Here is a 22,083-nt window from a genome sequence, read left to right as displayed (position 1 = left end):
AGCCGTCAGGCCGGCTCTTTCTCCGCGGCGCTTTGCGGCGCGCCGCCGTAACGCCGGTAGATGAATTCCGGCGCTGGCGCCTGCGACTCCGTCTCGGCGTAGGCCGCGAAACGGGCGTGGTCGGGGGAGAGATGGCAGGCGGGGTCGGTCGCCTCGGCGTCGCCCGTCACCGCGAAGGCCTGACAGCGGCAGCCGCCGTAATCGATTTCCTTGCGGTCGCAGGAGCGGCAGGGCTCCTTCATCCAGTCCGTGCCGCGATAGGCGTTGAAGGCCGAGCCGTTGCGCCAGATATCGCCGAGCGGCCGCGTCCGCACGTCGTCGAAGGTCAGGTTCGGCAGCGTCTGCGCCGCGTGGCAGGGCAGGGCTTTGCCCGAGGGCGTCACCGCCATGATCGAGCGGCCCCAGCCGCCCGTGCACTGCTTGGGTCGCGTCGCGTAATGGTCGTGGATGACGAAGTCGAAATTCAGCACGCCGAGCAGCCGCTTCTTCGCCGCCTCGACGACGTCGACCGTCTCCATGAAGGTCTCGCGCGTCGGGATCAGCGCCGCGCGATTGATCTGCGCCCAGGCGTAATACTGAATATGGGCGATCTCGATGCGCTGGGCGTCGACCTCCACCGCGAAATCGATGATCTGCGGCAGATGAGCGATGTTCTGCCGGTGCATGGGCGCGTTGATCGTGAGCCCCATGCCGAGTTCGCGGGTCCAGCGCGCCACGTCGCGCTTTTTGGGCACGCCGCCCTCATAGGCCGAAATGCGGTCGGCGCTCTCGGGGACGATGTCCTGAATTGACACCTGCACGTGATCGAGCCCGATCTCGGCGAGACGCTCGAGCCGCTCGCGGGTCAGCAGCACGGCCGAGGTGACGAGATTGGTGTAGAGGCCGGCCTCGACGGCGGCGGCGAGGATCTCCTCGAGATCGCGCCGCGCGGTCGGCTCGCCGCCGGAAAGATGCAATTGCAAAGCGCCAATCGACGCCGCCTGACGGAAGGTCTCGCCCCATTCGTCGGCAGTCATTTCGACGTTGGATTTCTCCAGCTCCAGCGGATTGGAGCAATAGGGACATTGCAGCGGGCAGCGATGCGTGAGCTCCGCGAGGAGCCCGGCCGGTCCACCCGCGAAGGGCTGGATCGACGAGGCGAAGGCGGAGAGCTTCGGCGCCGTGAAGGGATCGACTCCGTCCCGCAGCAGACGCTTGTCGGCAAGGCCCTGCAGAAGGTTGATGACGTCGCGCGTGATGATTTCCAGCGGCGCCTTGTATTGCTCCGCGAGCCACGCGCAAAGGTCGGCGATGCGCGTTTTGCCGTCGATGGCGGACAGCACGATCAGGCCGATGGCGTCGAGCTCATAGGCGCGTTCAGGGGCGAGAATGACGGTTCGGCCCCGCGCGCGATCCTCGTGCAGGCGGGAATAGCGCGTGAAGCCGGGGCGGGAGTCCGGGCCGATGATGAAGCGTGTGGTCATTTCCTGCCGCTTGGTCTGCAACGCAATCCTTTCGGCCGTCGCTTCGCGCCTCGCACTGGAGGCGGCTACTCCGGTCGCCAGGCGCCGGGCGGGATGAGCCCCGGCGTGACATAGGCGTGATGCAAGGCGTCGAGCTGCGCCCAGAGGACATCGCATTTGAAGCGCACCGCGCCGACGCAGGCCTCCTGCTCCTCGCGCGTCTTGGCGTTGTCGAGGACATAGTTGAGCGCGAATTCCGAATCGCGCGGCGCCTGGCTGAGGCGGCGCTTGAAATAGGCCATCACATGGTCGTCGACGAAGTCGTAGCTCTCGAGCATGCCGACGATGCGCTCGCGATGGATGGACGGCGCGAAGAGCTCGGTGAGCGACGACGCCACCGCCACGACGAGCGGCTCCTCGACGACGAAGCGCACATAGGCCTCCACGGCGAATTTGGTCGCGGGCAGGGCGCCGCGGCGCGAGGCGACATAGTCGCGGGGGAAGCCCAGCGCGTCGGTCAATACGAGCCAGCGCTCGATCCCGCCCGCCTCCTCGCCGAGGCCATCGTGATCGTGGATGCGATGAATCCATTCGCGGCGCAGTTCGCGGTCGTGCACCCGACTCATGAAGGCGGCGTCCTTGCGCGGCACGGCCTCCTGATAGCAATAGCGATTGAGCGCCCAGGCGGCGACCTGATGCTTTTGCAGCTTGCCGCCATGCAGAAGCTTATGGAAGGCGTGCTTGTCGTGATAGCGCTCGGCGCCGACGTTGCGGATCGCCGCTTCGAAATCGGTCCTGGACAGCGGCGCGGCGTCGCGCCAGTCGGTCACGATCTGATTCATAGCGTCACCTCCATGCCGTCCGCGCCGATCTCCCAGCCCGCGGCGCGCACGGCCGCAGTCTGGCTCGAGGCAGCGTCGAGGACCGGATTTGAATTGTTGATGTGCACGTAGATCTTGCGCGCGACGTTGAGCGGCGCGAAAGCCGCCATGGAGCCGTCCTCGCCGCTCATGTTGATGTGACCCATGCGCGAGCCGGTCTTGCCCATGAGGCCCTGCTCGATCATCTCGTTCTCGTGGAAGAGCGTGCCGTCGAAAAAGACGAGGGCCGCATTTTTCAGACGCGCCGCGAGAGGCGCATCCACTTTCGCGCAGCCGGGGACATAGAAGAAGGATTTGCCCGTCTTCGTCTCGATGATTTCGAGTCCGAGCGTGTCGCCGGCGCTTGTGCCGAAATTGGGCGCGTTCCTGTCTTCGAGATAGAGCGCGATCTTGCCCGGCACGGGGAAAGCGCGGATGGCGAGACCGAGATCGACGCCCGCGCCCTTGAGAGGAATGGTCTCGTCCATCGGCAATTCGATGCGCGGCACGAGCGGGGTTTGCAGGATCGTGAAGATCGGATTGGCGCCGAGCGCCTGCAGGACGCGCCCGGCCGCATAGATGTTGAAGGGCTGCGCCTCGCGCAGATTGAGCAGGCCCGCCACATGGTCCACGTCGCCATTGGTCAGCGCGACGGCCTTGATCGGGCTCGCGCGCACCGGATCGCCCTCCGCGGGGGCGAGCTGGGGCGCGGCGGCGATCTGCTCGCGCAAATCGGGCGAGGCGTTGAGCAAAACCCAGTTGCGTCCGTCCGCGCTCACGGCGAGGGACGACTGGGTGCGCGCGCTGAAGCCCGGCGCGCCGGCGCGCACCGCGCGGCAATTGGCGCAATTGCAGTTCCACTGCGGGAAGCCGCCGCCGGCGCCCGAGCCCAAAATTCTGATCCGCATCGCGTTTCCGGCCGCTCGCGACGAGCGCCTTCTCCCCGTTTTTGTTCGGTTCTTGGCGCGCACTATGCACCCTCGGCGCGGCGGCGCAAGTGCGGCAAATTTGCTTGTCGTTAACCTCGGCGGACGACAATCCTGTTGGTCGGCTGGTCCGCGCGCCCCGCTTTCGTCGCTTTCTCGCGTAAGAACGAGTCCCGGCCGAAGCGCCTTCTCCCCAAACTCCTCGGCCGCGCTGGAACTGTTATTTGCGCAAGGTTTCGCTGATCAGGGCTTCGCTGGCGTCGACCGCCGTGCTCGCCGCAACGCTGCTTGCGGGCTGCGCCTCGGAGAGCATGCGCGCAATCGACGGACACATGAACAACGCCGTGTCTTTGGTCTCGGGGCCGCAGGGCGAACCGAGCCGCGTGCCGCTCTTCGTCGCCTCGACGCGGCGCGGGGACGGGGCCGCCGACGACGGCCGCGCGCATTTCTCCCTTACCGCCATCGGCGTGCCGCAGAATCATAGCGCCGGCGCCATCGAGAAACCGAGCTTCGGCGCGCCGGACAAGAACCGGCACTTCTCGGTCCTCTCCAAGCGCGGCATGGACGAAGAGGAATTCTACAGCCAGCTCGCCACCCATGTGTCCGGCCGCGTCGGCAGTTCCCGCGATGTTCTCCTCTATGTACACGGCTTCAATACGAGCCTCGACGAGGCGCGTTTCCGCCTCGCCCAGATTGTCGCCGACGGCGGCTTCTCCGGGGTGCCCGTGCTGTTCACCTGGAATTCGCGCGGCGGGCTCTTCAATTACGAATCCGACAAGGAGGCGGCGACCGTTTCCCGCGATGCGCTTCAAAAAGCGTTGCTCTCGCTCGCGAAAACGCCGGGTCTCGGGCGCGTGCATATTCTCGCCCACTCCATGGGCGCCTGGTTGACGATGGAGACGCTGCGCGACGCGGCCATCTCGGGCCACCCCGATCTCGATGGGCGCCTCGGCGAGGTGATGCTCGCCAATCCGGACATCGACCTCAATGTTTTCCGGCAGCAGCTCGGGCGGATCGATCCGGGGCATGTCTCGATTTTCGTCGCAAGCAACGACCGCGCGCTTTCGCTCTCGTCGCGCATTGCCGGCGCGCGGCCGAGGCTGGGCGCCATGGACCCCGAAAAGCCCGAGGACAAGGCCGAACTCGACCGGCTCGGCGTCGCCGTGCACGACATTTCGTCCTTTTCGACGGACTTCATCGGCCACGGCGCCTTCGCCGAAGCGCCGGACGTGGTGCGCAAGATCGGCGCCCATATCGCCGCGCCGCGCGCGCAGGACGCCGACCAGATGGCTATTCCGGATTTCCGCGGAGACGACGCGGGCGCCGCAACCGCGCCGCAGACGCCGCCGCCGGCCGTAAGCCAGAAGGTAGAGAGTTCGCCCCTGCCGCCAGTGGCGGGCCGGTGAGGCGAGGGAGCGGCAATTCGTCGGACTGGCGCGAAGCCGTGAGGGTATTCGTGGACGAAATTCGATTCTGAGCGCCGCTGACGCGCGTTCTCCATGGGCGTCGCCGGCCAGAATCGCCAGAATTGCCGGTCCGAGCGGGCGTTTGTTTACATTCCCGAAAGCATACCGTCGGTTCTCGGCGTCAGAGTGGCCGGCAACTGAGCCAGACGCCGGCCTGGCCAGCAATGTCTGTTTTTATTGTCGAAATCGGCGCGCAGCGAGGCTGCGGCCGCTTGGATGTCCCCGTCTTCTGCGCATGGCAGGCACGCGGGCCGCCAAGGTCCGAACTTGCCAATTAAGCCGCGTGACGGCAATCTTAGCTTAGCAGAGAGGTTCAGCGGATTTGCGCAAGACTTTTGTCTGGCCGCGCGACAGCAAAATGAGAAATTTGATCATGGACAATGGGATTGCCCATGCCGGCGAAAGAAGCGAGGGAGCTCTGCCAGGGCTCCGTTCGGGGTGTCTCAATCGCCGGTCGTTTTTGTCCGGCTCCGCCGCCAGTCTCGGCGCGCTGGGACTCGGCGGTTGCGTGACGTCTGACGACATGGGCCGCGCCGAGGCGGCGAAGTTTTACGCAGCCGTGCCCAGCGAGAAATTCCCGATTCCGGCGGTAGATATCGGCAAGCTCGATCCGAAATTTTTTCGCCGGACGGTGCGCTACGACACCAAGGAGGCGCCCGGCACGATCATCGTCGATCCCGGCAATTACTTCGTCTACCGCATCGAGGGCGATGGATACGCCACCCGCTATGGCGCGAATGTCAGCCGGCCAGGGTTCCTGTGGAGCGGCGAGGTTTATGTCGGACGCAAGGCCGAATGGCCGACCTGGACGCCCCCCAAGGAGATGATCCAGCGCCAGCCCGAGGCGCGCAAATACGCCAGCGGCATGCCAGGAGGGCTCGAAAATCCGCTCGGCGCGCGCACGCTCTATCTCTACAAGAACGGCGTCTACACGGTCTATACGATCTACAGCACCAGCGATCCCGAGACCATCGGGAGCGGCATCACGAGCGGCTGCACCGGCCTGCTCAGCCAGGACATGATCGACCTCTACTCGCGAACGCCGGTCAAGACGAAGGTGATCATGCTGCCGGCATAGCCAACGGGCCGCGCTGGCGCCGGAGGCGCGGGAGGGGTCCGCTTGGCTTCTCTCTACCCCTCCGCGTCAAATCCCGGCGTTTTCTCGGCCTCTGCCTTCGCCAGCGCGTTGTATCGTTTAACGCTCACCGGGATCGCGGCCAGGAAGGCGAGGCTCACCACGGCGAGCACTTCCATGGGATAGATAGCGAGAAGCAGCGCCGTCACGCCGACGCCGAAGAGCACGGGGATGACGAGATCGCGCGGGATTCTACCCATGCGCTTGCCGGAGAAATGCGGGATGCGGCTCGCCATGAGAAAGGCGATGGCGAGCACATAAACGATATAAAAGGGCGTCAGCGCCTTGGAGGCGGGCAACTCCAGCGCCGAGAAATGCAAATAGAGCGGCAGCAGCACCGTGACGGCGCCGGCGGGGGCGGGCATGCCGACGAAAAATTCCGCCTGCCATGCCGGCTTGCCGGGATCGTCGATCATCACATTGAAGCGGGCGAGACGCAGCGCGCCGGCGATGGCGAAGGCGAGCACGGCGAACCAGCCCAGTCCCTTGATCTCGTGCAGGCTCCACAAATAAAGCAGCAGGCCCGGCGCCACGCCGAAATCCACGAAGTCCGCAAGCGAATCCAGCTCCGCGCCAAAGCGCGATGTGCCCTTGAGGGCGCGCGCGAGGCGGCCGTCGAGGCCGTCGAGCACGGCCGCCGCCATGATGGCGGTGACGGCTTTGACGAAATCTTCCTCGATCGCATAGCGGATCGCGGTCAGGCCCATGCAGAGCGCGAGCAGCGTCACGAGATTGGGCAGAATGACGCGCAGCGGGATGTTGCGGAAGCGCAGTCGCCGCATTTCGGAAGCGGACAGCTCGGAACCCTGCAGATTGTCGCTCATCGCTCTTTTGCCTTTAGCCGGTCTTGAAAGTGAGCGCCGCCGTCTCCGCCGTCATGTCCGCAAGCACGGTCTCGCCGGCGATGGCGCGCGTCCCAACCGCCACCATGGGGCGGGCGGATGACGGCATGTAGACATCGACGCGCGAACCGAAGCGAATGAGGCCGAAGCGGTCGCCGACGCCGAGGCTCTCGCCTTCCTTCACGAAACAGACGATGCGGCGCGCGACGAGGCCCGCGATCTGCACGACGCCGAAGCGGCCGCGCGGCGTCTCGATCACGAGGCCGTTGCGCTCATTGTCCTCGCTGGCCTTGTCGAGATCGGCGTTGACGAAAAGGCCGGGCTTGTAGGCGATTTTCGTGACGCGGCCGGTGACGGGCATGCGGTTCACATGGCAGTCGAAGACGCTCATGAAGACCGAGATGCGCTGGAGCGGCTCGGCGCCCATGCCGAGCTCGGGCGGCGGCAGGAAGAAGCCGATGGAGCAGACGACGCCATCCGCCGGAGAGACGACGAGCCCCTCCCTCAGCGGCGTGACGCGCGGCGGATCACGGAAGAAATAGACGCACCAGGCGGTGGCGATGAAGCCGATCCAGCCGAGCGTCGGCGACACCCAGTCGAGCACGAAGGCCGCGACGGCGAATCCCGCGATGAAGACATAGCCCTCGGGGTGGATGGGCACGAGGACCTTGCGGACGGAATCGATGACGGACATTGCGGCGAAAGCTCCGTGGCGCTTCTGAATGATTCTGGGACAGCGCGTCGTCGGGCCTCTTTGCCATCTTGCGCCGCCAAAGTCACGGCCGGATGGCCCTCCCGGCAAAGGGGAGGGCCGAGATCACCCCGGCAGGCGCATGATCCTGCAGGGCGACCCGGCAGGCGCCGGCGGCTCGCCGGGCTCGCGGATGAGGAGCGCCTGCGACTGCGCAAGCTCAGTCAGGAGGGAGGAATCCTGCATGGGCTGCGGCGTCGCCACGAGACGGCCGGCGGCGTCGCGCGACAGACGCGCGCGCATGTAGTCGCGCCGGCCCTTGTTGGCGGGAAGGTCCGCGCCCGCGACGGCCGTCTCGGTCCGGTCGGCGGCGGCGTCGGGATCGCCCTGAAGCGCGCGCAGCAGCGGCGCCAGGAAGACGAGCGCGCAGACGATGGACGCCACGGGATTTCCGGGGAGACCCAGAATATGCGCCGCGCCGAGCCGGCCGGAGATCAGGGGCTTTCCGGGCCGCATGGCGATTTTCCAGAAATCGAGCGTCATGCCCTGACGCGCCAGCGCCGGGCGCAGCAGGTCGTGGTCGCCGACCGACGCGCCGCCGAGCGTCACGAGCACATCGGCCCGCGCCTCTCGGGCGAGCGCGATTCCCCGCTCGAGCTCGTCGAGATCGTCGCGGAAAATGCCGAGGTCGATCACTTCCGCGCCCGCCTCTTCGGCGATCGCGCCCACGGCGAAACTGTTGCAGGCGATGATCTGCGCGGGGCCGGGCTCCGCGCCCGGCGGCACGAGTTCGTCGCCCGAGGCGATGATCGCGACGCGCGGGCGGCGCGCGACGGGGAGGGCCGCATGGTTCATCGCGGCGGCGAGCGCCAGTTCGGCGGGGCCGAGCTTCGCGCCGGCGAAGAGCCCCGGCGCGCCCGCGCGAAAGTCGAGCCCGGCCGTGCGGATGTGCTGACCCGGCGTCGCGGCTTCCTTCGCCGTCACGAGGCCGTCCGCGACTTCGGCGTCCTCCTGCAACAGAATGGCGTCGGCGCCGTCCGGCGTCGGCGCGCCGGTGAAGATGCGCAGGGCCTCGCCGGGCTCGAGCGCGGCGTCATAGCCATGGCCGGCCGCGCTCTCGCCGACGACCCGCACCGGCCCGGCCGCCAGATCGGAAGAGCGGACGGCGTAGCCGTCCATGGCGGAGACATCGACCGGCGGCTGCGTCCGTTTCGCGACGAGATCGCGCGACAGCCTGCGCCCGCGCGCCCTGGCGAGCGCGACCTCTTCCTCGCCCAACCGCGCCGCGCCCGAAAGCACGCGCGCGAGGGCCTCGTCGACCGAGAGAAGCTTGTTGTCCGCCATTGAGTCTTCCGTTTGAACTGGACCAGCGAGGGGCTCCAGGGGCCTCAGTCGTCGTCTCTGCGCCAGTGGCCGCTCTTGCCGCCCTGTTTCTCGACCAGCTCCACGCCCTCGATGCGCATGGCGCGGTCGGCGGCTTTCAGCATGTCGTAGATCGTCAGGCAGGCCACGGAGACGGCAGTGAGCGCCTCCATCTCCACGCCGGTCTTGCCGGTGACGGCCGCTTCGACCTCCACCTGCAGGCCGGGGAGCGTTTCGTCCGCCGTGATCTCCACGGAGACGCTGGCGAGGGGCAGGGGATGGCAGAGCGGAACGAGGTCGCTCGTCTTTTTGGCCGCCATGATGCCGGCGATGCGCGCGACGCTGAAAACGTCGCCTTTCTTCGCCTGTCCCGAAAGGGCGAGCGCAAGCGTCTCGGGCGCCATCGCCACGCGCCCGCGCGCCCGCGCGACGCGTTTCGTGTCGGCCTTGGCCGAGACGTCGACCATATGTGCGTCGCCCGTCGCGGTGAGATGCGTCAGTTTGGTCATGGGACGGCCGCGCCGATCTCAGCCGTTCAGCAGCTTGCGCGCCGCCGCCTCGACATCGTCCTGCCGCATCAGGCTTTCGCCGACGAGGAAGGTGAAGATGTGGGACTTCTCCAGCCGCAGGCAATCGTCATGGGTCGCAATGCCGCTTTCGGCGACGACGATCTTGTCCCGGGGAATTTTTTCCGCGAGGCGCTCGCTCACCTCGAGAGACACCTTGAAATCGTGGAGATTGCGGTTGTTGACGCCGATGAGCCGCGTCTCGAGAGCGAGCGCGCGATCGAGTTCGCGCTCGTTGTGGATTTCCACCAGCACGTCCATCCGCAGATCATGGGCGGCGGTGTTTAGCGCCTTGGCCTCCTCGTCGCTCACGGCGGCCATGATGATGAGGATGCAGTCGGCGCCGAACGCGCGCGCCTCGAAGACCTGATAGGGATCAAAGAGGAAATCCTTGCGAATCGCGGGGAGATGCGTCGCCTTGCGCGCGGCCTCCAGATCTTCGAGCTTGCCCTTGAAGGACGGGCCGTCGGTCAGGACCGAGAGGCAGGCGGCGCCGGCCTTTTCATAGGCTTTCGCCAGTTTCGGCGGGTCGAAATCTTCGCGGATCAAGCCTTTCGACGGGCTCGCCTTCTTGATTTCAGCGATCAGGGCGATGCGCCGCTGATTGAGTTTCTCCTCGATCGCATGGACAAAGCCGCGCGGCGGATCGTGGTCGCGCACCTTGCGCTCGAGAGTCGCGCGCGGCATGCGCACCTTGGCCTCGGAAATCTCGGTGCGCTTGTAGGCTTCGATTCGGTCGAGAATATCAGTCATGTGTTCAGGCCTGAAGGAGGCGCGCTCGCGCCCGCCGCTGATTCATTACCTGCATAGCCGATCGCGGCCTGCAATCCTATCCCGGAGAAAGTCGCGTCCAGAGCCCTTCAGGCGTTCGAATGCTTGACGAGCGCCTCGAGCGTCGCCGCCGCCGCGCCCGAGTCCAGCGCCGTCGCGGCCAGGGCCGCGCCCTCACGCAGATCGGCGGCGCGCTCGGCGACGACGAGCGCAATGGCGGCGTTGAGGACGGCGATGTCGCGATAGGCGTTCTTCTCGCCGGCGAGGACGGCGCGCAGCGCCCGGGCGTTGTGGGCCGGATCGCCGCCGACCAACGCCTGCGCGGAGGCGCGGGGCAGGCCGGCGTCCTCGGGCGTGATGTCGAAGGCGCGGATGTCGCCATCCGTGAGCGACACGACGTGAGTCACGCCGGTCGTGGTGGCCTCGTCGAGCCCGTCGCAGCCGTGGAGCAACCAGACCCGGCGCGAGCCCAGCTCCCGCAGGACGCGGGCCAGCGGCTCCAGCCAGTCGCGGGAATAGACGCCAAGGGCCTGACGCTCGACCCGCGCCGGATTGCACAAGGGTCCCAACAGGTTGAAGATGGTGCGCACGCCGAGCTCCGCGCGCACGGGTCCCGCGTGGCGCAGCGCGGGGTGATGGGTCGGCCCCGCCATGAAGCAGAGGCCCGCCCTGTGCAGGCACTCGGTGGCGGCGGCGGGTGCAATGCCCACCTTGACGCCGAGCTCGCCGAGAACGTCGCTGGCGCCGGAGCGCGAGGACGACGCCTTTCCGCCATGCTTGGCGACGACGGCCCCGGCTGCGGCGGCGATGATCGCGGCCAGGGTCGAGATGTTGTAGGTGCCGGCGCCGTCGCCGCCCGTGCCGACGATGTCGATCGCGCCGGGCGGCGCCTCGACGGCGCTCATGACGGCGCGCATGGCCTGCGCCGCGCCGATGATCTCCTCGACCGTCTCGCCGCGCATCCGCAGGCCCATCAGAAAAGCGCCGAGCTGCGCCGGCGTCGCCGCGCCCTCGAGGATCAGCGCGAAGGCGGCCCGCGCTTCCTCGCGGGCGAGGGGCTCGCCTTCGGCAAGAGCGGCGATATAGGGTCTGAAATCCTGCATCTTACCCCCTCGCAAACCCTCCGCCGCGCGGGAGCGGGAGAAGGTGCGGATTTTCACCGCGACGTTGCTGTTCGTGAGCGTTCGCTCTCCCGCGAAGCGGGGACGGACGAGGGCGGGGCCTTACGCCACCTTCGCCCGGCCGCGCCGCGCCTCGTTCCACTCCTGCGCCAGATCGAGGAAGTTGCGCAGGATCTTGTGGCCGTGCTGAGAGGTGATGCTCTCGGGGTGGAACTGCACGCCATGGGTCGGCAGGCTGTTGTGCGACAGCGCCATGATCAGCCCGTCCGGCGTCTCGGCGGTAATGCGCAGGCAATCCGGCAGCGTCTCCCGCTTGACGACGAGCGAGTGGTAGCGCGTCGCCTGGAACGGGCCTTCTATGCCGCGAAAAACGGCGTCGCCGTGGTGGAGGATGGTGGCCATCTTGCCGTGAATCGGCATGGGCGCGCGGACGACCTCGCCGCCGAAGACCTCTCCGATCGACTGGTGGCCGAGGCAGACGCCGAAGATCGGGACGGTCTCGGCGGCGGCGGTGATGAGGTCCATGCAGATGCCCGCCTCGTGCGGCGTGCAGGGACCGGGAGACAGAACGATCGCGTCCGGCCCGCCCGCGAGAACCTCCGCGACCGAAACCGCATCGTTCCGATGCACCGTGACATTCGCCCCGAGCTGGCCGAAGTAATGGACCAGATTGAAGGTGAAGCTGTCGTAATTGTCGATCAGCGTGACATTGGACATGTTTCTTCCGGGCGCGTTCGCGGCGTTGCTTTGAAAATCCAATAGGCCGCGGGGCCGCGTTGCGCAACCTTCCGCGCTTCGGGACGGCTAGCGCGACGCCATCTGCCGGCGCGGAATGCGCCAGCCCGGCCGCGCCTCGCGGATCATCATGATCTCGCCCAGCGACTGACGCGTCAGCAGGCCCGCGAGCCGGCCTTCGGCGTCCACCACGCCGACGGGCGCGCCGGCGTTGAGCGAGGGCAGGGCGGCCTCGACATTCTCATGAACGCCGACGGTCGCGAGTTCCTTGCTGGCGAAGGGGGCGACCGGCGCGGCGGGATCGGAGGCGCGCAGGGCCTCGACGATTTCGGCGCGGGACAGCAGCCCGGCGGGCCGGCCGATGGCGTCGACGAGCGGAAAATCATCCTGGGAGGTCGCGAGCAGGATTTCCACGGCCTCGCTGACGGTGGCGCCCCGCCCGATGGCGGCGATGCGGGTCTCCATGGCGTCGACAGCAGGAATGTCGCGCGCAGCCTCCGCCATTGTCGTCATCTGCGCCTCGCCCGCCGCGGCGATATAGACGAAGATCGCGATGAAGAGCAGCATCGGGTTGCCGAAAAGACCCGCGAAACCAAGCAGGAAGGCGAACGCCTGCCCGATATTGGCGGCGATGGTGGTCGCCTTGGCCTGGCCGACCCACATGGCGAGCGCCGCCCGCAGCACCCGCCCGCCATCCATGGGGAAAGCGGGGATCAGGTTGAAAACGGCCAGGAAGATGTTGGTTGCGGCGAGCCGCTCCCAGATACTGACAGAAGGGTTGGCGATCTGCGCCGCCTCGCCGAGATCGAACACGCCGGAAACGGCGAGCAACACCCCCGCAATCACGATATTGACGGCGGGGCCGGCGATGGCGATCAGCAATTCCTGCCAGGGCTTCTGCGGCATGGAGTCCATATTGGCGACGCCGCCGATGGGCAGCAGCGTCACCTCGGTGGACACGATTCCAAACTGCCGTGCGGTCAGAATATGGCCGAACTCGTGCAACACCACGCAGAGGAAAACAGCGGAGATGAACAGCACGCTCTGGCCCGCCGCCTCGCCGCCGCCGCGTTGAAAGGCGGCCATGCCGATCCATGCCAGGAACAGCAGCAGAGTGATGTGAATTCGTACGGCCGTTCCCTTGAAGGCGCCGAGCGTAAAGGACCAGCTCATCAGGAACTCCGCAGCGTAAAGTATTCGTCAAGACATAGGGCGTGGCGAGCCATTACGCCAGCACGGCTGAAGCGGAGCCTTATTAAAGCAAAGGCGCCGGCGAAGCCAAAAGGCCGCGCCGGCGAAGTTTACGACAGGAAAAGGTAAAAGGTAACTTCAGAGACGATAACGGATCTGGTCGGTCCAGAAGCGCTCGAGGCGGGTGAGCGACTGGTTGAGGGTGCGGAACTCTTCGGTGGAGACGCCGCCGATCTGCTCGATCGTGGCGACGTGCTTGTCGTAGAGCTGCGAGACGATGTCGTGAACTTCCTTGCCCTTCGGCGTGAGGCTGATGCGCACCGAGCGGCGGTCGAGGCGCGAGCGGGCGTGATGCAGATAGCCCATGTCGACCAGCTTCTTGACGTTATAGGACACGTTCGAGCCCAGGTAGTAGCCGCGCGTGCGCAGTTCGCTGGCGGTCAACTCCCTGTCGCCGATATTATAGAGCAGCAGCGCCTGCACGGCGTTGACGTCGGTGCGGTCGCGGCGGTCAAACTCGTCCTTGACGACATCGAGGAGGCGGCGGTGAAGACGCTCGACGAGGGTCAGAGCCTCCAGATAGACCGGGCGCACCTCGCTCTCGTGATCCGCTGCGGCTTCGTTTCTGGCCGGCTGGGTCTTCATCACGGCGCTCATCCTCTTCTCCATCGTTATGATGCGTCGCGCATCTCTTGCTTGATAGGTTCAAATTATCTCCTCACGAATGAACTTGAGTTTAAACAACAGCCTGAATCCCGCGTTTACCCAGACTTGCCGGCTTTGGGTGAATGAAAGTTGAATTGAAAGCGAAAGGCGTTCGATCAAATCCGATTGATGAGAGGCGCCGGGGAAGGCTTTGCTAACGAATGGCGCAGGCGCGCCGGGAGGCGCCGCGGCTTTTGTTAAGAGTTGTGGAATTTGAAGGGAAGAAGGATGGCGACATATGATCTCGCGGTTCTCATCGCCCGCTTCGAACCTGTTCATCTCGGGCACTGCGCCGTTCTCGAGCAGGCGCTCAGCCATGCGCCGCGCGCGCTCGCGCTCATCGGCTCCTCCGAAAGGGCGCGCACGCCGCAGCATCCCTGGAGCTTCGAGGAACGCGCTGAGATGATCGCGGCCGCGCTCGGAGCCGACGCCGCGCGCGTAACAATTCTGCCGCTCCGTGATCATCTCTACAATGCGCACCGCTGGACGGCGGAGGCGCAGACGCAGGTCGCGCGCGCCGCAGGCGAGGGGCAATCCATTGCATTGTTCTGTGCGCGCGACGTGGCGCAGGTTTTTCCGCAATGGACGCGTATCGCCGTCGATGCGCCGCAGGCGCCTGCGGCGAAAGAGTTTCGGGATGCGCTTTTCTCCGACGCTCGGGACGCGCTGCGGTTCTTCGAGGAACATGCGCCGGCGCCCGTTTCAGACTTCATCGCGAGGTTTCGACAAACCGAAGCCTTTGCGCGTCTCCTCGAAGAATATCGCGTCACCGAGGCGGATCGCGCCGCATGGTCGTGCGCGCCATTTCCGCCGGTCTTCGTCACGGTCGACGCCGTCGTCGCGCATTCGGGCCATGTGCTGCTCGTCGAACGCAAGCATCATCCAGGGCGGGGGCTGTGGGCGCTGCCGGGCGGTTTTGTGGAGCAGGACGAAACGCTGCGCGACGCGGCCATTCGTGAGCTTCGCGAGGAAACGGCGATCGGGCTCCCGGATGCGACGCTGCTTGCGCATCTGCGCGGTTCCGTCGTGTTCGACGATCCGCAAAGATCTCTGCGCGGGCGCACCATCACCAACGCCTTTTTCTTCGATTTTTCCTCAGGGGAATTGCCGAAGATCCACGGCGGCGACGACGCGGCCCGCGCGCGTTGGGTTCCGTTGCGCGACATCGGCCCCATGCGGGCGCAGATGTTTGAGGATCATTTCTTTATTCTGGAATGTTTCCTCGCGGCGCCGTGAATAACCGCGCCGGAGTTACTTGCGCGGGGCAGGGCGCGCGCGCGCTTCCCGGCGACGGCGGCGCTCGCGCAGGCGCGGCGCGTCCGCATCGCGGCCGGCCTCGAACGTCAGGGCGAAATACATGAGGATCAAAAGCGCATTGACGCCGATCAGCCAATAACCTCCGACGAAAAAGCCCGGCATGCTGAGCGTGAGGAAAATCTGCGCGCTGGCGATGAGCAGCCAGAGCACGCCGCCCCAGGGCGTCGCGAGCCAGAGGCCAACAGCGGCGACGAGATCGAGCACGGCGAAGAAGATGACCGCAAAAGCCGCGTTCTGAGGCATTGTGTCGAAGATTGACTGCTTGGCCATGAGCACGATGCGCCAGTGCATCAGGCCCTGCATGAGCCAGAACAGCGCGACGATCCGCATGAAGCGCGACAGCAGCATGCCCCATTTGGCCGCATCGCCCGCAGGTCCGGGATCGCCGACGCGAATCGGCCGGTAAGGATCGTCGCCGTCATCGTAAATGCTGTGATCGGCCATCAGCGGTCCTTCGGGGGGCGCGTCAGCAACCCCGCGTCATTGTCCCCGGCGCGCGCGGGCGGCGAAGCGAACGGCTTCCTCGGCGGCGCGGAACAGCGCCTTCGCCTTGTTCACGCATTCGCGGTTTTCATATTCCGGCTCGCTGTCATAGACTACGCCGGCGCCCGCCTGCACATGCATTTTGCCGTCCTTGACGATCGCCGTGCGCAGCACGATGCAGGTGTCCATCTGCCCGGCCGAGCCGAAATAGCCGATGCAGCCGCCGTAGATGCCGCGCTTGTCGGTTTCGAGCTCGTCGATGATCTCCATCGCCCGCACCTTGGGCGCGCCCGAGACCGTTCCGGCGGGAAAGCCCGCGGCCAGCGCGTCGATGCAGTCGAAGCGCTCGCCATCCAGCTCGCCCTCGACGTTGGAGACGATGTGCATCACGTGGCTGTAGCGTTCGATCGTGAAGCTGTCGGTGACGCGCACGGTGCCGGTGCGCGCGACGCGGCCGACGTCGTTGCGGCCGAGGTCCAGCAGCATCAAATGCTCGGCGCGCTCCTTCTCGTCCGCGAGCAGTTCGGCGGCGAGACGCTCGTCCTCGGCCTTGTTCTCGCTGCGCCAGCGCGTGCCGGCGATAGGGCGAATCGTGACCTTGCCTTCCGCGACGCGCACGAGAATTTCCGGGCTCGAACAAACGATCTGGAACTGCCCGAAATCGAGGAAGCAGAGGAAGGGCGCCGGATTGACGCGACGCAGGGCGCGATAGAGCGCGAAGGCGGGCAGGGCGAAGGGCGCCGTGAACCGTTGCGACAACACGACCTGAAAAATGTCGCCGGCGCGGATGTATTCCTTGGCCCGCTCCACCATTTCGAGGAAGCGGGGCTTGGGCGTGTTGGAGACGGGCTCCTCCGCGAGAAGCGCCGGATCGCAGCCCGCGTCGCGATGTTCGAGCGGCGCCTCCAGCGTGGCGACCACCCTGTCGAGACGGGCGAGCGCCGCCTCATAGGCCGCTTTCGCCGTCACGCCCGCGTGCGGACGCACGGGCGTGACGATGGAAATTTCGTCCCGCACCGTGTCGAAGACGACCATCACGGTCGGGCGCAGCATCAGCGCGTCGGGCACGCCGATCCTGTCCTCCTTGGCGGGCGCCAGACGCTCCATCTGGCGCACCATGTCATAGCCGAGATAGCCGAAGACGCCCGCCGCCATGGGCGGCAATTGCAGCGTCGAAGCGGGGATGGCGGAGTCGGCGATGAGCTGGCGCAGCGCCAGCAGCGGCGCCGCGCCGCAGGGCACGAAGGCGTCGCGGTCGGCGAGTGCGTCCCGGTTGATCTCCGCCCGGTCGCGGATGACGCGAAAGATCACGTCCGGATCGAGGCCGATCATCGAATAGCGGCCGCGCGCCGCGCCGCCCTCTACCGATTCCAGGAGGAAGCTCGAGCCGGCGCGCTCGCGCGAGAGCTTCAGATAGGCGGAGACCGGAGTCTCCAGATCGCCGACGAGGCGCGTGACGACCAGCCTCGGACGCCCCGCGTCGTAATCGGCGGCGAAGACCCCGAACTCGGGCTCGAATATGGCGCCGGTCACTGTTCTTCCTTGCCCACCCCGACGGCCGCTTCGAGCGCCTTCTGGTTGATCTCGACATTGAGCGACTTTTCGAGGCCGCCGACATATTGCTCGAGCAGATCGTTCTGGACGGCCGGCTTGAGCTGCTCGGCGATGGTCTTCGACTCGATGGAGTTGGCGTCGAAGGGCGGGGTCTGGGCGTCCTTCACGACGAAGATCAGACGGCCCTCGTCCACGGTGGCGGAGCCGGCGCCGCCGGGCGCAACGTCGAAGAACTGCACGATCGTGTTGATGGTGAAATCCGGGCGCTGAGCGCGTTTCACGTCGGTCGCGCGCTTCACCCCGAGATTGAGGGCCTTGGCGGCGTCCTCGATCGGCTGCCCGCCCTTGATCTTGCCCACGATCTCCTCGGCCTTGGCCGAGAGCGCCTTCTGGGCGTTTTCGGCGCGCATGGCCTCGGCGACCTGGTCCTTCACTTCCTCGAAGGTCTTCTGCCGGGCGGGGTCTATTCCGTTCACCTCGAACCAGACATAACCGCCGTCGCGCGTGGCGACGGTCTCGTTGTCGACGCCGACATCGGAAGCGAAGGCGGCCTTGAGCAGATCCGCGCCGGCGGGAACCTCGATGGCCTTGCCGTCCTTGCCGCGTCCGGCGTCGTCCACCGCGTCTATGGCGCGGGTCTGGAGGCCCGCGGCGGCGGCCGCTTCGGCGAGCGGCTTGCCGGCCGCGCGCTGATCCTCGACCGCTTCATGCAGGCGGCGAACTTCCGGTCCCGCGCGCTGGGCCGCGACCTCGGCCTTGAGCTCCGTCTTGGCCTGGTCGAAGCTCTTGGTCGTCACCGCGGGGGAAATCTTCTTGACCACCGAGACGACCGTGCCGAAGGGCGTCGTCACGGGCTCGGCGACGCCCGGCTGGGGCAAAGCGAAGACCGCGTCGCCCACCTTGGCGTCGCCGAAATCACGCTTTTCGACGAGGCCGAGGTCCACGTCTTTCGGATTGCGCTTGAGCTCGGCGGCCAGGGCGTCGACGTCGGCGCCGCCCTTGAGCTTCGCGATGGCGTCCTGCGCCTCCTTCTCGGTCTTGAAGACGATCTGGCGAACCTCGCGCTTCTCGGGCGTCCCGTAGCGTTTCGCCTTGACCTCGTCATAGAGCTTGCGCGCGTCGTCGTCCGAGACGTCGGCGACCTTTGCGACGGTCGAGGGGCTGACTTCGAGCACGGTCAGCTTGCGATATTCCTTCGCGCGGAACGTCTGTTCGCGATCCTCAAAATATTTCTTGAGCTCTTCCTCGGTCGGCTTCGCGGCATCGCCGGCGGCGGAGACCGGGAGCACGAAATAATCGACCGAACGCGACTCGTTGCGGAAGCGGTGTATGGCCTCGATCATCAGCTTCGGCGGCTCGACGCCCGCAATGACGATGTCCGTCAGAGCCTTGCGCAGATAGGCGGCCTTCTGGTCGGCGAGGAGTCCGCGCTCGGTGAAGCCGGCGTCGCGGGCGATGGCCTTGAGCTTCTCGGGATCGAAGACGCCGTTGGTCTGGAACGCCTTCTCGCTGGCGATGATGCGCTGGGTCGTCTCGTCGCTGGAGGCGAGGCCGAGATTGCGCGCCTTCTGGTCGAGAGCCACGTCCGTGATAAGCCGCTCCAGCACCTGGAGGTCCATGCCGGCGCGATGCGCCTCCTCGGCGGTGACGGCGCGGCGCATCCGCTGCTGGATTCGGCGGAGATCGTTCTGGAAGGCGTTGCGGAACTGGTCGACGGTCACCTCGCCGGCGCCGACGCGGGCGAGGCGCTGCGCGGTAAAGCCGCGAAACACGTCTCCGACGCCCCAGATCGCGAAACTGATGACGATGACGCCCATGACGACCGCCATGATGGTGCGGCCGATCCAGTTCTGCGATGCGACGCGCAGGCCCTCGAGCATTTTTCCGGTTCCCTTATTCCAATTCTTGGGGGCGCGCGGCCCCGGTTTGGCGGCGGACTATAGGGAGGGGCGCGGGCTGTGGCAATGAGCCGCGCGAACAACCGCAATTCCGCGTCGATATGCGGCATTGCCAGGCTCGGCCGGGAGCGTCAGTCTCAGTCTTGATGACGACGAAGCGCCCTCTCCGCGCCGCCGCCTTTGCCTGTGGGAACGACATGGACGAGATAAGGAAAAACGAGATTGCCGAAGCCGCCGATGCGCTCCAGGACTATGCGGCCGGCGTGACCCGTGCGGCCGATGCGCAGGAAGCGGCGCCCGCCGTTAGCGCGGAGCCGGCGTCCCGGCACGAAGACATTCGCCGGCTGAGAGCCGATTCGGAGGCGATCCGCCACGCCTTCGAGACTGGCGAGTTCCCCTACAAGACCCGGCTCTCGGAGAAGGTCTATCTCGAGCATATGGCGTCGTTGCAGGTCGAACTGCTCAAGGCCCAGAACTGGGTCAAGGAGACCGGCCAGCGGATCGTGGTGCTGTTCGAGGGGCGCGACGCCGCCGGCAAGGGCGGCACGATCAAGCGATTCATGGAGCACATGAACCCGCGCGGCGCCCGCGTCGTGGCGCTGGAAAAGCCGACCGAGCGCGAACGCGGCCAATGGTATTTCCAGCGATATATCCATCATTTGCCGGCGGGCGGCGAAGTCGTCTTCTTCGACCGTAGCTGGTACAATCGCGCCGGCGTCGAGCGCGTGATGAACTTCTGCACGCCGAACGAATATCTCGACTTCATGCGCCAGTGCCCGGATCTCGAGCGCATGTTCGTCCATTCGGGGATCAGGCTCTACAAATACTGGTTCTCGGTGACGCGCGAAGAGCAGATGCGCCGGTTCAAGGCGCGCGAGACCGATCCGCTGAAACAGTGGAAGCTCTCGCCGATCGACCGCGCCTCAATGGACAAATGGGACGACTACACCGAGGCGAAGGAGGCGATGTTCTTCTTCACCGACACGGCGGACGCGCCCTGGGTCGTGATCAAGTCTGACGACAAGAAACGCGCGCGCCTGAACTGCATGCAGCATTTCCTCTCCAGCCTCAACTATCCCAACAAGGATCACGGCGTCGTGCGCGGACCCGATCCGTTGATCGTCGGCGCCAGCGCGCATGTCATCGGCCGCAGCGAGCATATCGTCGGCAGATCGCTGACCATGGATCTGGAGAAGAAGCGCAAGCGGGGATAGGCCCTTCTCAAGCCCGAGGCGCGCCACTCGCGCGCCTCATTTGAGCCGGGAGATGTGCACGATCTCGCCGCTTCAAGGCCCGCGTGCAAAATTATTTCGCCAAAACTACGTTCAAAATCAATAGCCTACTTGCCGCGCAGGCGCTGCTCGCGTAACAATCGAGACGCTGACGCTGACGGACTATGAGTTGACCGGCGGCAACGGCTCCGGGGCGAGCGCTTGGCCCGCGGAGCTTCAAGTAAAAATGCGGCGACGAACGCAACGCCAAGCGCCTCAAAAAGGAACCGCCATGCTGCGATCTTTCGGTCTTGCAGGAATGATTACGTTTGTACTCTTTTCTGCGCCGGCCAGTGCTTTCGACGTAGTGCATCACGACTACGGCGGGCGCGTCGAACCTTATGTCGCCCGTCTGCACGCGGCGGAATCTCGGGGTGAGCCTGTGCGCATCGGGCCAGTGGAGTGCGACTCCTCCTGCACCCTTTACCTCGGCGCGCGCCACTCCTGCGTTTCACCCGGCGCCGTCTTCGGCTTCCACGCCCCGTGGGTCGGCGGCCCCACCAGCGGCGTGGTCGATCCGCAGATGACGGCCGTCTTCGCCTCCGCCTACAAGCCGCCGCTGCGCCGCATCTTCCTCAACCACGTCCGCGCCACGCGCGGCATGGTGCCGGGGCCGCTGCTCAAGCTCTCCGGCGCGCAGCTTGCGAGCCTCGGCTACCGCCTCTGCGGCTACTGATCGGAAAGCTGAGGGTTGGTCGGCGGCGCGGTTTGGGTTTCTCGTAACGCGCCGGCCTCGTACCAGCCTTTGCTTCGGTTGACGATCCAGCACACGCTGAGCATCACCGGCACTTCGATCAGCACGCCAACGACGGTCGCGAGAGCCGCCCCGGAATCAAATCCGAAAAGGCTGATTGCGGCCGCGACTGCGAGTTCGAAGAAGTTGCTCGCGCCGATCAGGGCGGAGGGGCCCGCGACGCAATGCGCTTCGCCGGATAGACGGTTGAGTCCGTAGGCGAGCGCGGCGTTGAAATAAACCTGGATAAGGATCGGAACCGCGAGCATGGCGATGATCGTCGGCTGCGAGATGATCTGCTCGCCCTGAAGGCCGAACAGCAGAACGAGCGTCGCCAGCAGCGCGAGAAGCGAAAGCGGGCCGATCCTGGCGAGCGCCCATGCGAGGCGCGCGTCGCCGCCCGACGCAAGCAGACGCCTACGCGCGAGCTGCGCGACGATGACCGGCACGACGATATAGAGAACGACCGACAGGGCCAGCGTATCCCAGGGGACGGAGATAGCGGAAAGGCCCAGGAGCAGGCCCACGATCGGCGCGAAGGCTACAATCATGATGGCGTCATTCAGCGCCACCTGGCTCAAGGTGAAATGCGGCTCGCCTTTCGTCAGGCCGGACCAGACGAAGACCATGGCCGTGCAGGGAGCCGCCGCCAAAAGGATCAGACCCGCGATGTAGGAGTCGATCTGGTCGGCGGGGAGGTAGGGCCGGAAGAGATGGCCCACGAATATCCAGCCGAGCAGGGCCATGGAAAAGGGTTTCACGGCCCAGTTGACGAAAAGCGTCACGCCGATGCCGCGCCAGTGGCGGCCCACCTGTTTCAGCGCGGCGAAATCAATCCGCATGAGCATGGGCACGATCATGAGCCAGATCAGCGCGGCGACGGGCATGTTCACCTTGGCGATTTCCAGCGAAGCGACGGCATGAAAGGCTTGCGGAAAAGCATGGCCGAGAGCGACGCCTGCCACGATGCAGAGCGCGACCCACAGGGACAGGTAGCGTTCGAAAATGGTCATG

The 22,083-nt window shown here is 66.1% G+C and carries 21 protein-coding genes; 5 read left to right on the top strand and 16 right to left on the bottom strand.

The genetic code is table 11. From position 1 onward, the window contains the following. Positions 1-5: 5 nt before the first annotated feature. The 3 genes from pqqE to pqqB form a co-directional block, all read right to left on the bottom strand. Positions 6-1,463, bottom strand: a complete 1,458-nt coding sequence (pqqE, locus tag WOC76_RS12235; protein WP_341106573.1) for a pyrroloquinoline quinone biosynthesis protein PqqE — start codon at positions 1,461-1,463, stop codon at positions 6-8. Positions 1,464-1,528: 65 nt separating this feature from the next. Then, complete coding sequence (gene pqqC / locus WOC76_RS12230) at positions 1,529-2,284, bottom strand: pyrroloquinoline-quinone synthase PqqC (protein WP_341106574.1); 756 nt, start codon at positions 2,282-2,284, stop codon at positions 1,529-1,531. After that, positions 2,281-3,210, bottom strand: a complete 930-nt coding sequence (pqqB, locus tag WOC76_RS12225; RefSeq protein ID WP_341106576.1) for a pyrroloquinoline quinone biosynthesis protein PqqB — start codon at positions 3,208-3,210, stop codon at positions 2,281-2,283. Before pqqB ends, pqqC begins: the two co-directional genes overlap by 4 nt. 242 nt (positions 3,211-3,452) lie before the next feature. On the opposite strand from pqqB, the gene WOC76_RS12220 reads away from it, so the two are divergent. Then, positions 3,453-4,634, top strand: a complete 1,182-nt coding sequence (locus WOC76_RS12220; RefSeq protein ID WP_341106577.1) for an alpha/beta hydrolase — start codon at positions 3,453-3,455, stop codon at positions 4,632-4,634. Positions 4,635-5,061: 427 nt separating this feature from the next. After that, positions 5,062-5,772 (top strand): L,D-transpeptidase family protein, encoded by a 711-nt coding sequence (locus WOC76_RS12215; protein ID WP_341431555.1) that lies wholly within the window; start codon positions 5,062-5,064, stop codon positions 5,770-5,772. Positions 5,773-5,825: 53 nt separating this feature from the next. Here the strand turns inward: WOC76_RS12215 and pssA are convergent, their stop codons facing one another. The 9 genes from pssA to ldtR form a co-directional block, all read right to left on the bottom strand. Continuing rightward, entirely contained in the window at positions 5,826-6,653 is an 828-nt protein-coding gene (gene pssA, locus WOC76_RS12210) for a CDP-diacylglycerol--serine O-phosphatidyltransferase (RefSeq protein WP_341388505.1), read from the bottom strand. 13 nt (positions 6,654-6,666) lie between these two features. Further along, positions 6,667-7,365 carry a phosphatidylserine decarboxylase gene (locus WOC76_RS12205; RefSeq protein WP_341106579.1) on the bottom strand — a complete coding sequence of 233 codons (699 nt, stop codon included), beginning with the start codon at positions 7,363-7,365 and terminating at the stop codon, positions 6,667-6,669. Between the two features lie 123 nt (positions 7,366-7,488). Continuing rightward, positions 7,489-8,706 (bottom strand): molybdopterin molybdotransferase MoeA, encoded by a 1,218-nt coding sequence (locus WOC76_RS12200; RefSeq protein ID WP_341106580.1) that lies wholly within the window; start codon positions 8,704-8,706, stop codon positions 7,489-7,491. Positions 8,707-8,750: 44 nt separating this feature from the next. After that, entirely contained in the window at positions 8,751-9,233 is a 483-nt protein-coding gene (moaC, locus tag WOC76_RS12195; protein WP_341106582.1) for a cyclic pyranopterin monophosphate synthase MoaC, read from the bottom strand. Between the two features lie 18 nt (positions 9,234-9,251). Next, a complete protein-coding gene (gene trpC / locus WOC76_RS12190; protein ID WP_341388504.1) occupies positions 9,252-10,043 on the bottom strand; it encodes an indole-3-glycerol phosphate synthase TrpC in 792 nt (263 codons plus the stop codon). A gap of 107 nt (positions 10,044-10,150) precedes the next feature. Beyond that, positions 10,151-11,164: an anthranilate phosphoribosyltransferase gene (gene trpD / locus WOC76_RS12185; protein WP_341106584.1), complete on the bottom strand. Its 1,014-nt coding sequence runs from the start codon at positions 11,162-11,164 to the stop codon at positions 10,151-10,153. Positions 11,165-11,284: 120 nt separating this feature from the next. After that, positions 11,285-11,899: an anthranilate synthase component II gene (locus WOC76_RS12180; RefSeq protein WP_341106586.1), complete on the bottom strand. Its 615-nt coding sequence runs from the start codon at positions 11,897-11,899 to the stop codon at positions 11,285-11,287. An 87-nt stretch (positions 11,900-11,986) separates the two neighbouring features. Beyond that, positions 11,987-13,090 carry a site-2 protease family protein gene (locus WOC76_RS12175; protein ID WP_341106588.1) on the bottom strand — a complete coding sequence of 368 codons (1,104 nt, stop codon included), beginning with the start codon at positions 13,088-13,090 and terminating at the stop codon, positions 11,987-11,989. Between the two features lie 156 nt (positions 13,091-13,246). After that, positions 13,247-13,753 carry a transcriptional regulator LdtR gene (ldtR, locus tag WOC76_RS12170; RefSeq protein WP_341108781.1) on the bottom strand — a complete coding sequence of 169 codons (507 nt, stop codon included), beginning with the start codon at positions 13,751-13,753 and terminating at the stop codon, positions 13,247-13,249. A gap of 288 nt (positions 13,754-14,041) precedes the next feature. Between ldtR and WOC76_RS12165 the strand changes: the two genes are divergently transcribed. Then, entirely contained in the window at positions 14,042-15,049 is a 1,008-nt protein-coding gene (locus WOC76_RS12165) for a bifunctional nicotinamide-nucleotide adenylyltransferase/Nudix hydroxylase (RefSeq protein WP_341106589.1), read from the top strand. 15 nt (positions 15,050-15,064) lie between these two features. Here the strand turns inward: WOC76_RS12165 and WOC76_RS12160 are convergent, their stop codons facing one another. Genes WOC76_RS12160 through WOC76_RS12150 form a run of 3 tightly spaced genes read right to left on the bottom strand, consistent with a single transcriptional unit; the run spans position 15,065 to position 19,047 of the window. Further along, positions 15,065-15,574 carry a DUF6163 family protein gene (locus WOC76_RS12160; RefSeq protein WP_341106590.1) on the bottom strand — a complete coding sequence of 170 codons (510 nt, stop codon included), beginning with the start codon at positions 15,572-15,574 and terminating at the stop codon, positions 15,065-15,067. A 36-nt stretch (positions 15,575-15,610) separates the two neighbouring features. After that, on the bottom strand, positions 15,611-17,146 hold the full coding sequence (gene trpE / locus WOC76_RS12155; protein ID WP_341431429.1) for an anthranilate synthase component I: 1,536 nt from the start codon (positions 17,144-17,146) through the stop codon (positions 15,611-15,613). Continuing rightward, positions 17,143-19,047, bottom strand: coding sequence for a SurA N-terminal domain-containing protein (locus WOC76_RS12150; protein WP_341106592.1), 1,905 nt, complete (start codon positions 19,045-19,047; stop codon positions 17,143-17,145). The genes trpE and WOC76_RS12150 overlap by 4 nt, the downstream gene beginning before the upstream one ends. A 215-nt stretch (positions 19,048-19,262) precedes the next feature. Between WOC76_RS12150 and ppk2 the strand changes: the two genes are divergently transcribed. Together ppk2 and WOC76_RS12140 are read left to right on the top strand one after the other, a co-directional pair. Beyond that, positions 19,263-20,279: a polyphosphate kinase 2 gene (gene ppk2, locus WOC76_RS12145; protein ID WP_341431428.1), complete on the top strand. Its 1,017-nt coding sequence runs from the start codon at positions 19,263-19,265 to the stop codon at positions 20,277-20,279. A gap of 289 nt (positions 20,280-20,568) precedes the next feature. Next, positions 20,569-21,012: a hypothetical protein gene (locus tag WOC76_RS12140; protein ID WP_341106593.1), complete on the top strand. Its 444-nt coding sequence runs from the start codon at positions 20,569-20,571 to the stop codon at positions 21,010-21,012. On the opposite strand, the gene arsB is transcribed toward WOC76_RS12140, so the two are convergent. Next, positions 21,006-22,082 (bottom strand): ACR3 family arsenite efflux transporter, encoded by a 1,077-nt coding sequence (gene arsB, locus WOC76_RS12135; protein WP_341106595.1) that lies wholly within the window; start codon positions 22,080-22,082, stop codon positions 21,006-21,008. The genes WOC76_RS12140 and arsB overlap by 7 nt on opposite strands. Position 22,083: the final 1 nt, after the last annotated feature.

The organism is Methylocystis sp. IM3, from assembly GCF_038070105.1.
GTDB lineage: Bacteria > Pseudomonadota > Alphaproteobacteria > Rhizobiales > Beijerinckiaceae > Methylocystis.
The sequence above is the reverse complement of the archived record's forward strand: the minus strand, read 5'-3'. Positions and strand labels throughout refer to the sequence as shown.

Excerpts from the sequence above, each read along its gene's own strand:
- pqqE (WP_341106573.1), bottom strand. The coding sequence starts at position 1,463 with ATGACCACACGCTTCATCATCGGCCCGGACTCCCGCCCCGGCTTCACG.
- pqqC (WP_341106574.1), bottom strand. The coding sequence starts at position 2,284 with ATGAATCAGATCGTGACCGACTGGCGCGACGCCGCGCCGCTGTCCAGG.
- pqqB (WP_341106576.1), bottom strand. The coding sequence starts at position 3,210 with ATGCGGATCAGAATTTTGGGCTCGGGCGCCGGCGGCGGCTTCCCGCAG.
- pssA (WP_341388505.1), bottom strand. The coding sequence starts at position 6,653 with ATGAGCGACAATCTGCAGGGTTCCGAGCTGTCCGCTTCCGAAATGCGG.
- WOC76_RS12205 (WP_341106579.1), bottom strand. The coding sequence starts at position 7,365 with ATGTCCGTCATCGATTCCGTCCGCAAGGTCCTCGTGCCCATCCACCCC.
- WOC76_RS12200 (WP_341106580.1), bottom strand. The coding sequence starts at position 8,706 with ATGGCGGACAACAAGCTTCTCTCGGTCGACGAGGCCCTCGCGCGCGTG.
- moaC (WP_341106582.1), bottom strand. The coding sequence starts at position 9,233 with ATGACCAAACTGACGCATCTCACCGCGACGGGCGACGCACATATGGTC.
- trpC (WP_341388504.1), bottom strand. The coding sequence starts at position 10,043 with ATGACTGATATTCTCGACCGAATCGAAGCCTACAAGCGCACCGAGATT.
- trpD (WP_341106584.1), bottom strand. The coding sequence starts at position 11,164 with ATGCAGGATTTCAGACCCTATATCGCCGCTCTTGCCGAAGGCGAGCCC.
- WOC76_RS12180 (WP_341106586.1), bottom strand. The coding sequence starts at position 11,899 with ATGTCCAATGTCACGCTGATCGACAATTACGACAGCTTCACCTTCAAT.
- WOC76_RS12175 (WP_341106588.1), bottom strand. The coding sequence starts at position 13,090 with ATGAGCTGGTCCTTTACGCTCGGCGCCTTCAAGGGAACGGCCGTACGA.
- ldtR (WP_341108781.1), bottom strand. The coding sequence starts at position 13,753 with ATGAAGACCCAGCCGGCCAGAAACGAAGCCGCAGCGGATCACGAGAGC.
- WOC76_RS12165 (WP_341106589.1), top strand. The coding sequence starts at position 14,042 with ATGGCGACATATGATCTCGCGGTTCTCATCGCCCGCTTCGAACCTGTT.
- WOC76_RS12160 (WP_341106590.1), bottom strand. The coding sequence starts at position 15,574 with ATGGCCGATCACAGCATTTACGATGACGGCGACGATCCTTACCGGCCG.
- WOC76_RS12150 (WP_341106592.1), bottom strand. The coding sequence starts at position 19,047 with ATGCTCGAGGGCCTGCGCGTCGCATCGCAGAACTGGATCGGCCGCACC.
- ppk2 (WP_341431428.1), top strand. The coding sequence starts at position 19,263 with ATGGACGAGATAAGGAAAAACGAGATTGCCGAAGCCGCCGATGCGCTC.
- WOC76_RS12140 (WP_341106593.1), top strand. The coding sequence starts at position 20,569 with ATGCTGCGATCTTTCGGTCTTGCAGGAATGATTACGTTTGTACTCTTT.
- arsB (WP_341106595.1), bottom strand. The coding sequence starts at position 22,082 with ATGACCATTTTCGAACGCTACCTGTCCCTGTGGGTCGCGCTCTGCATC.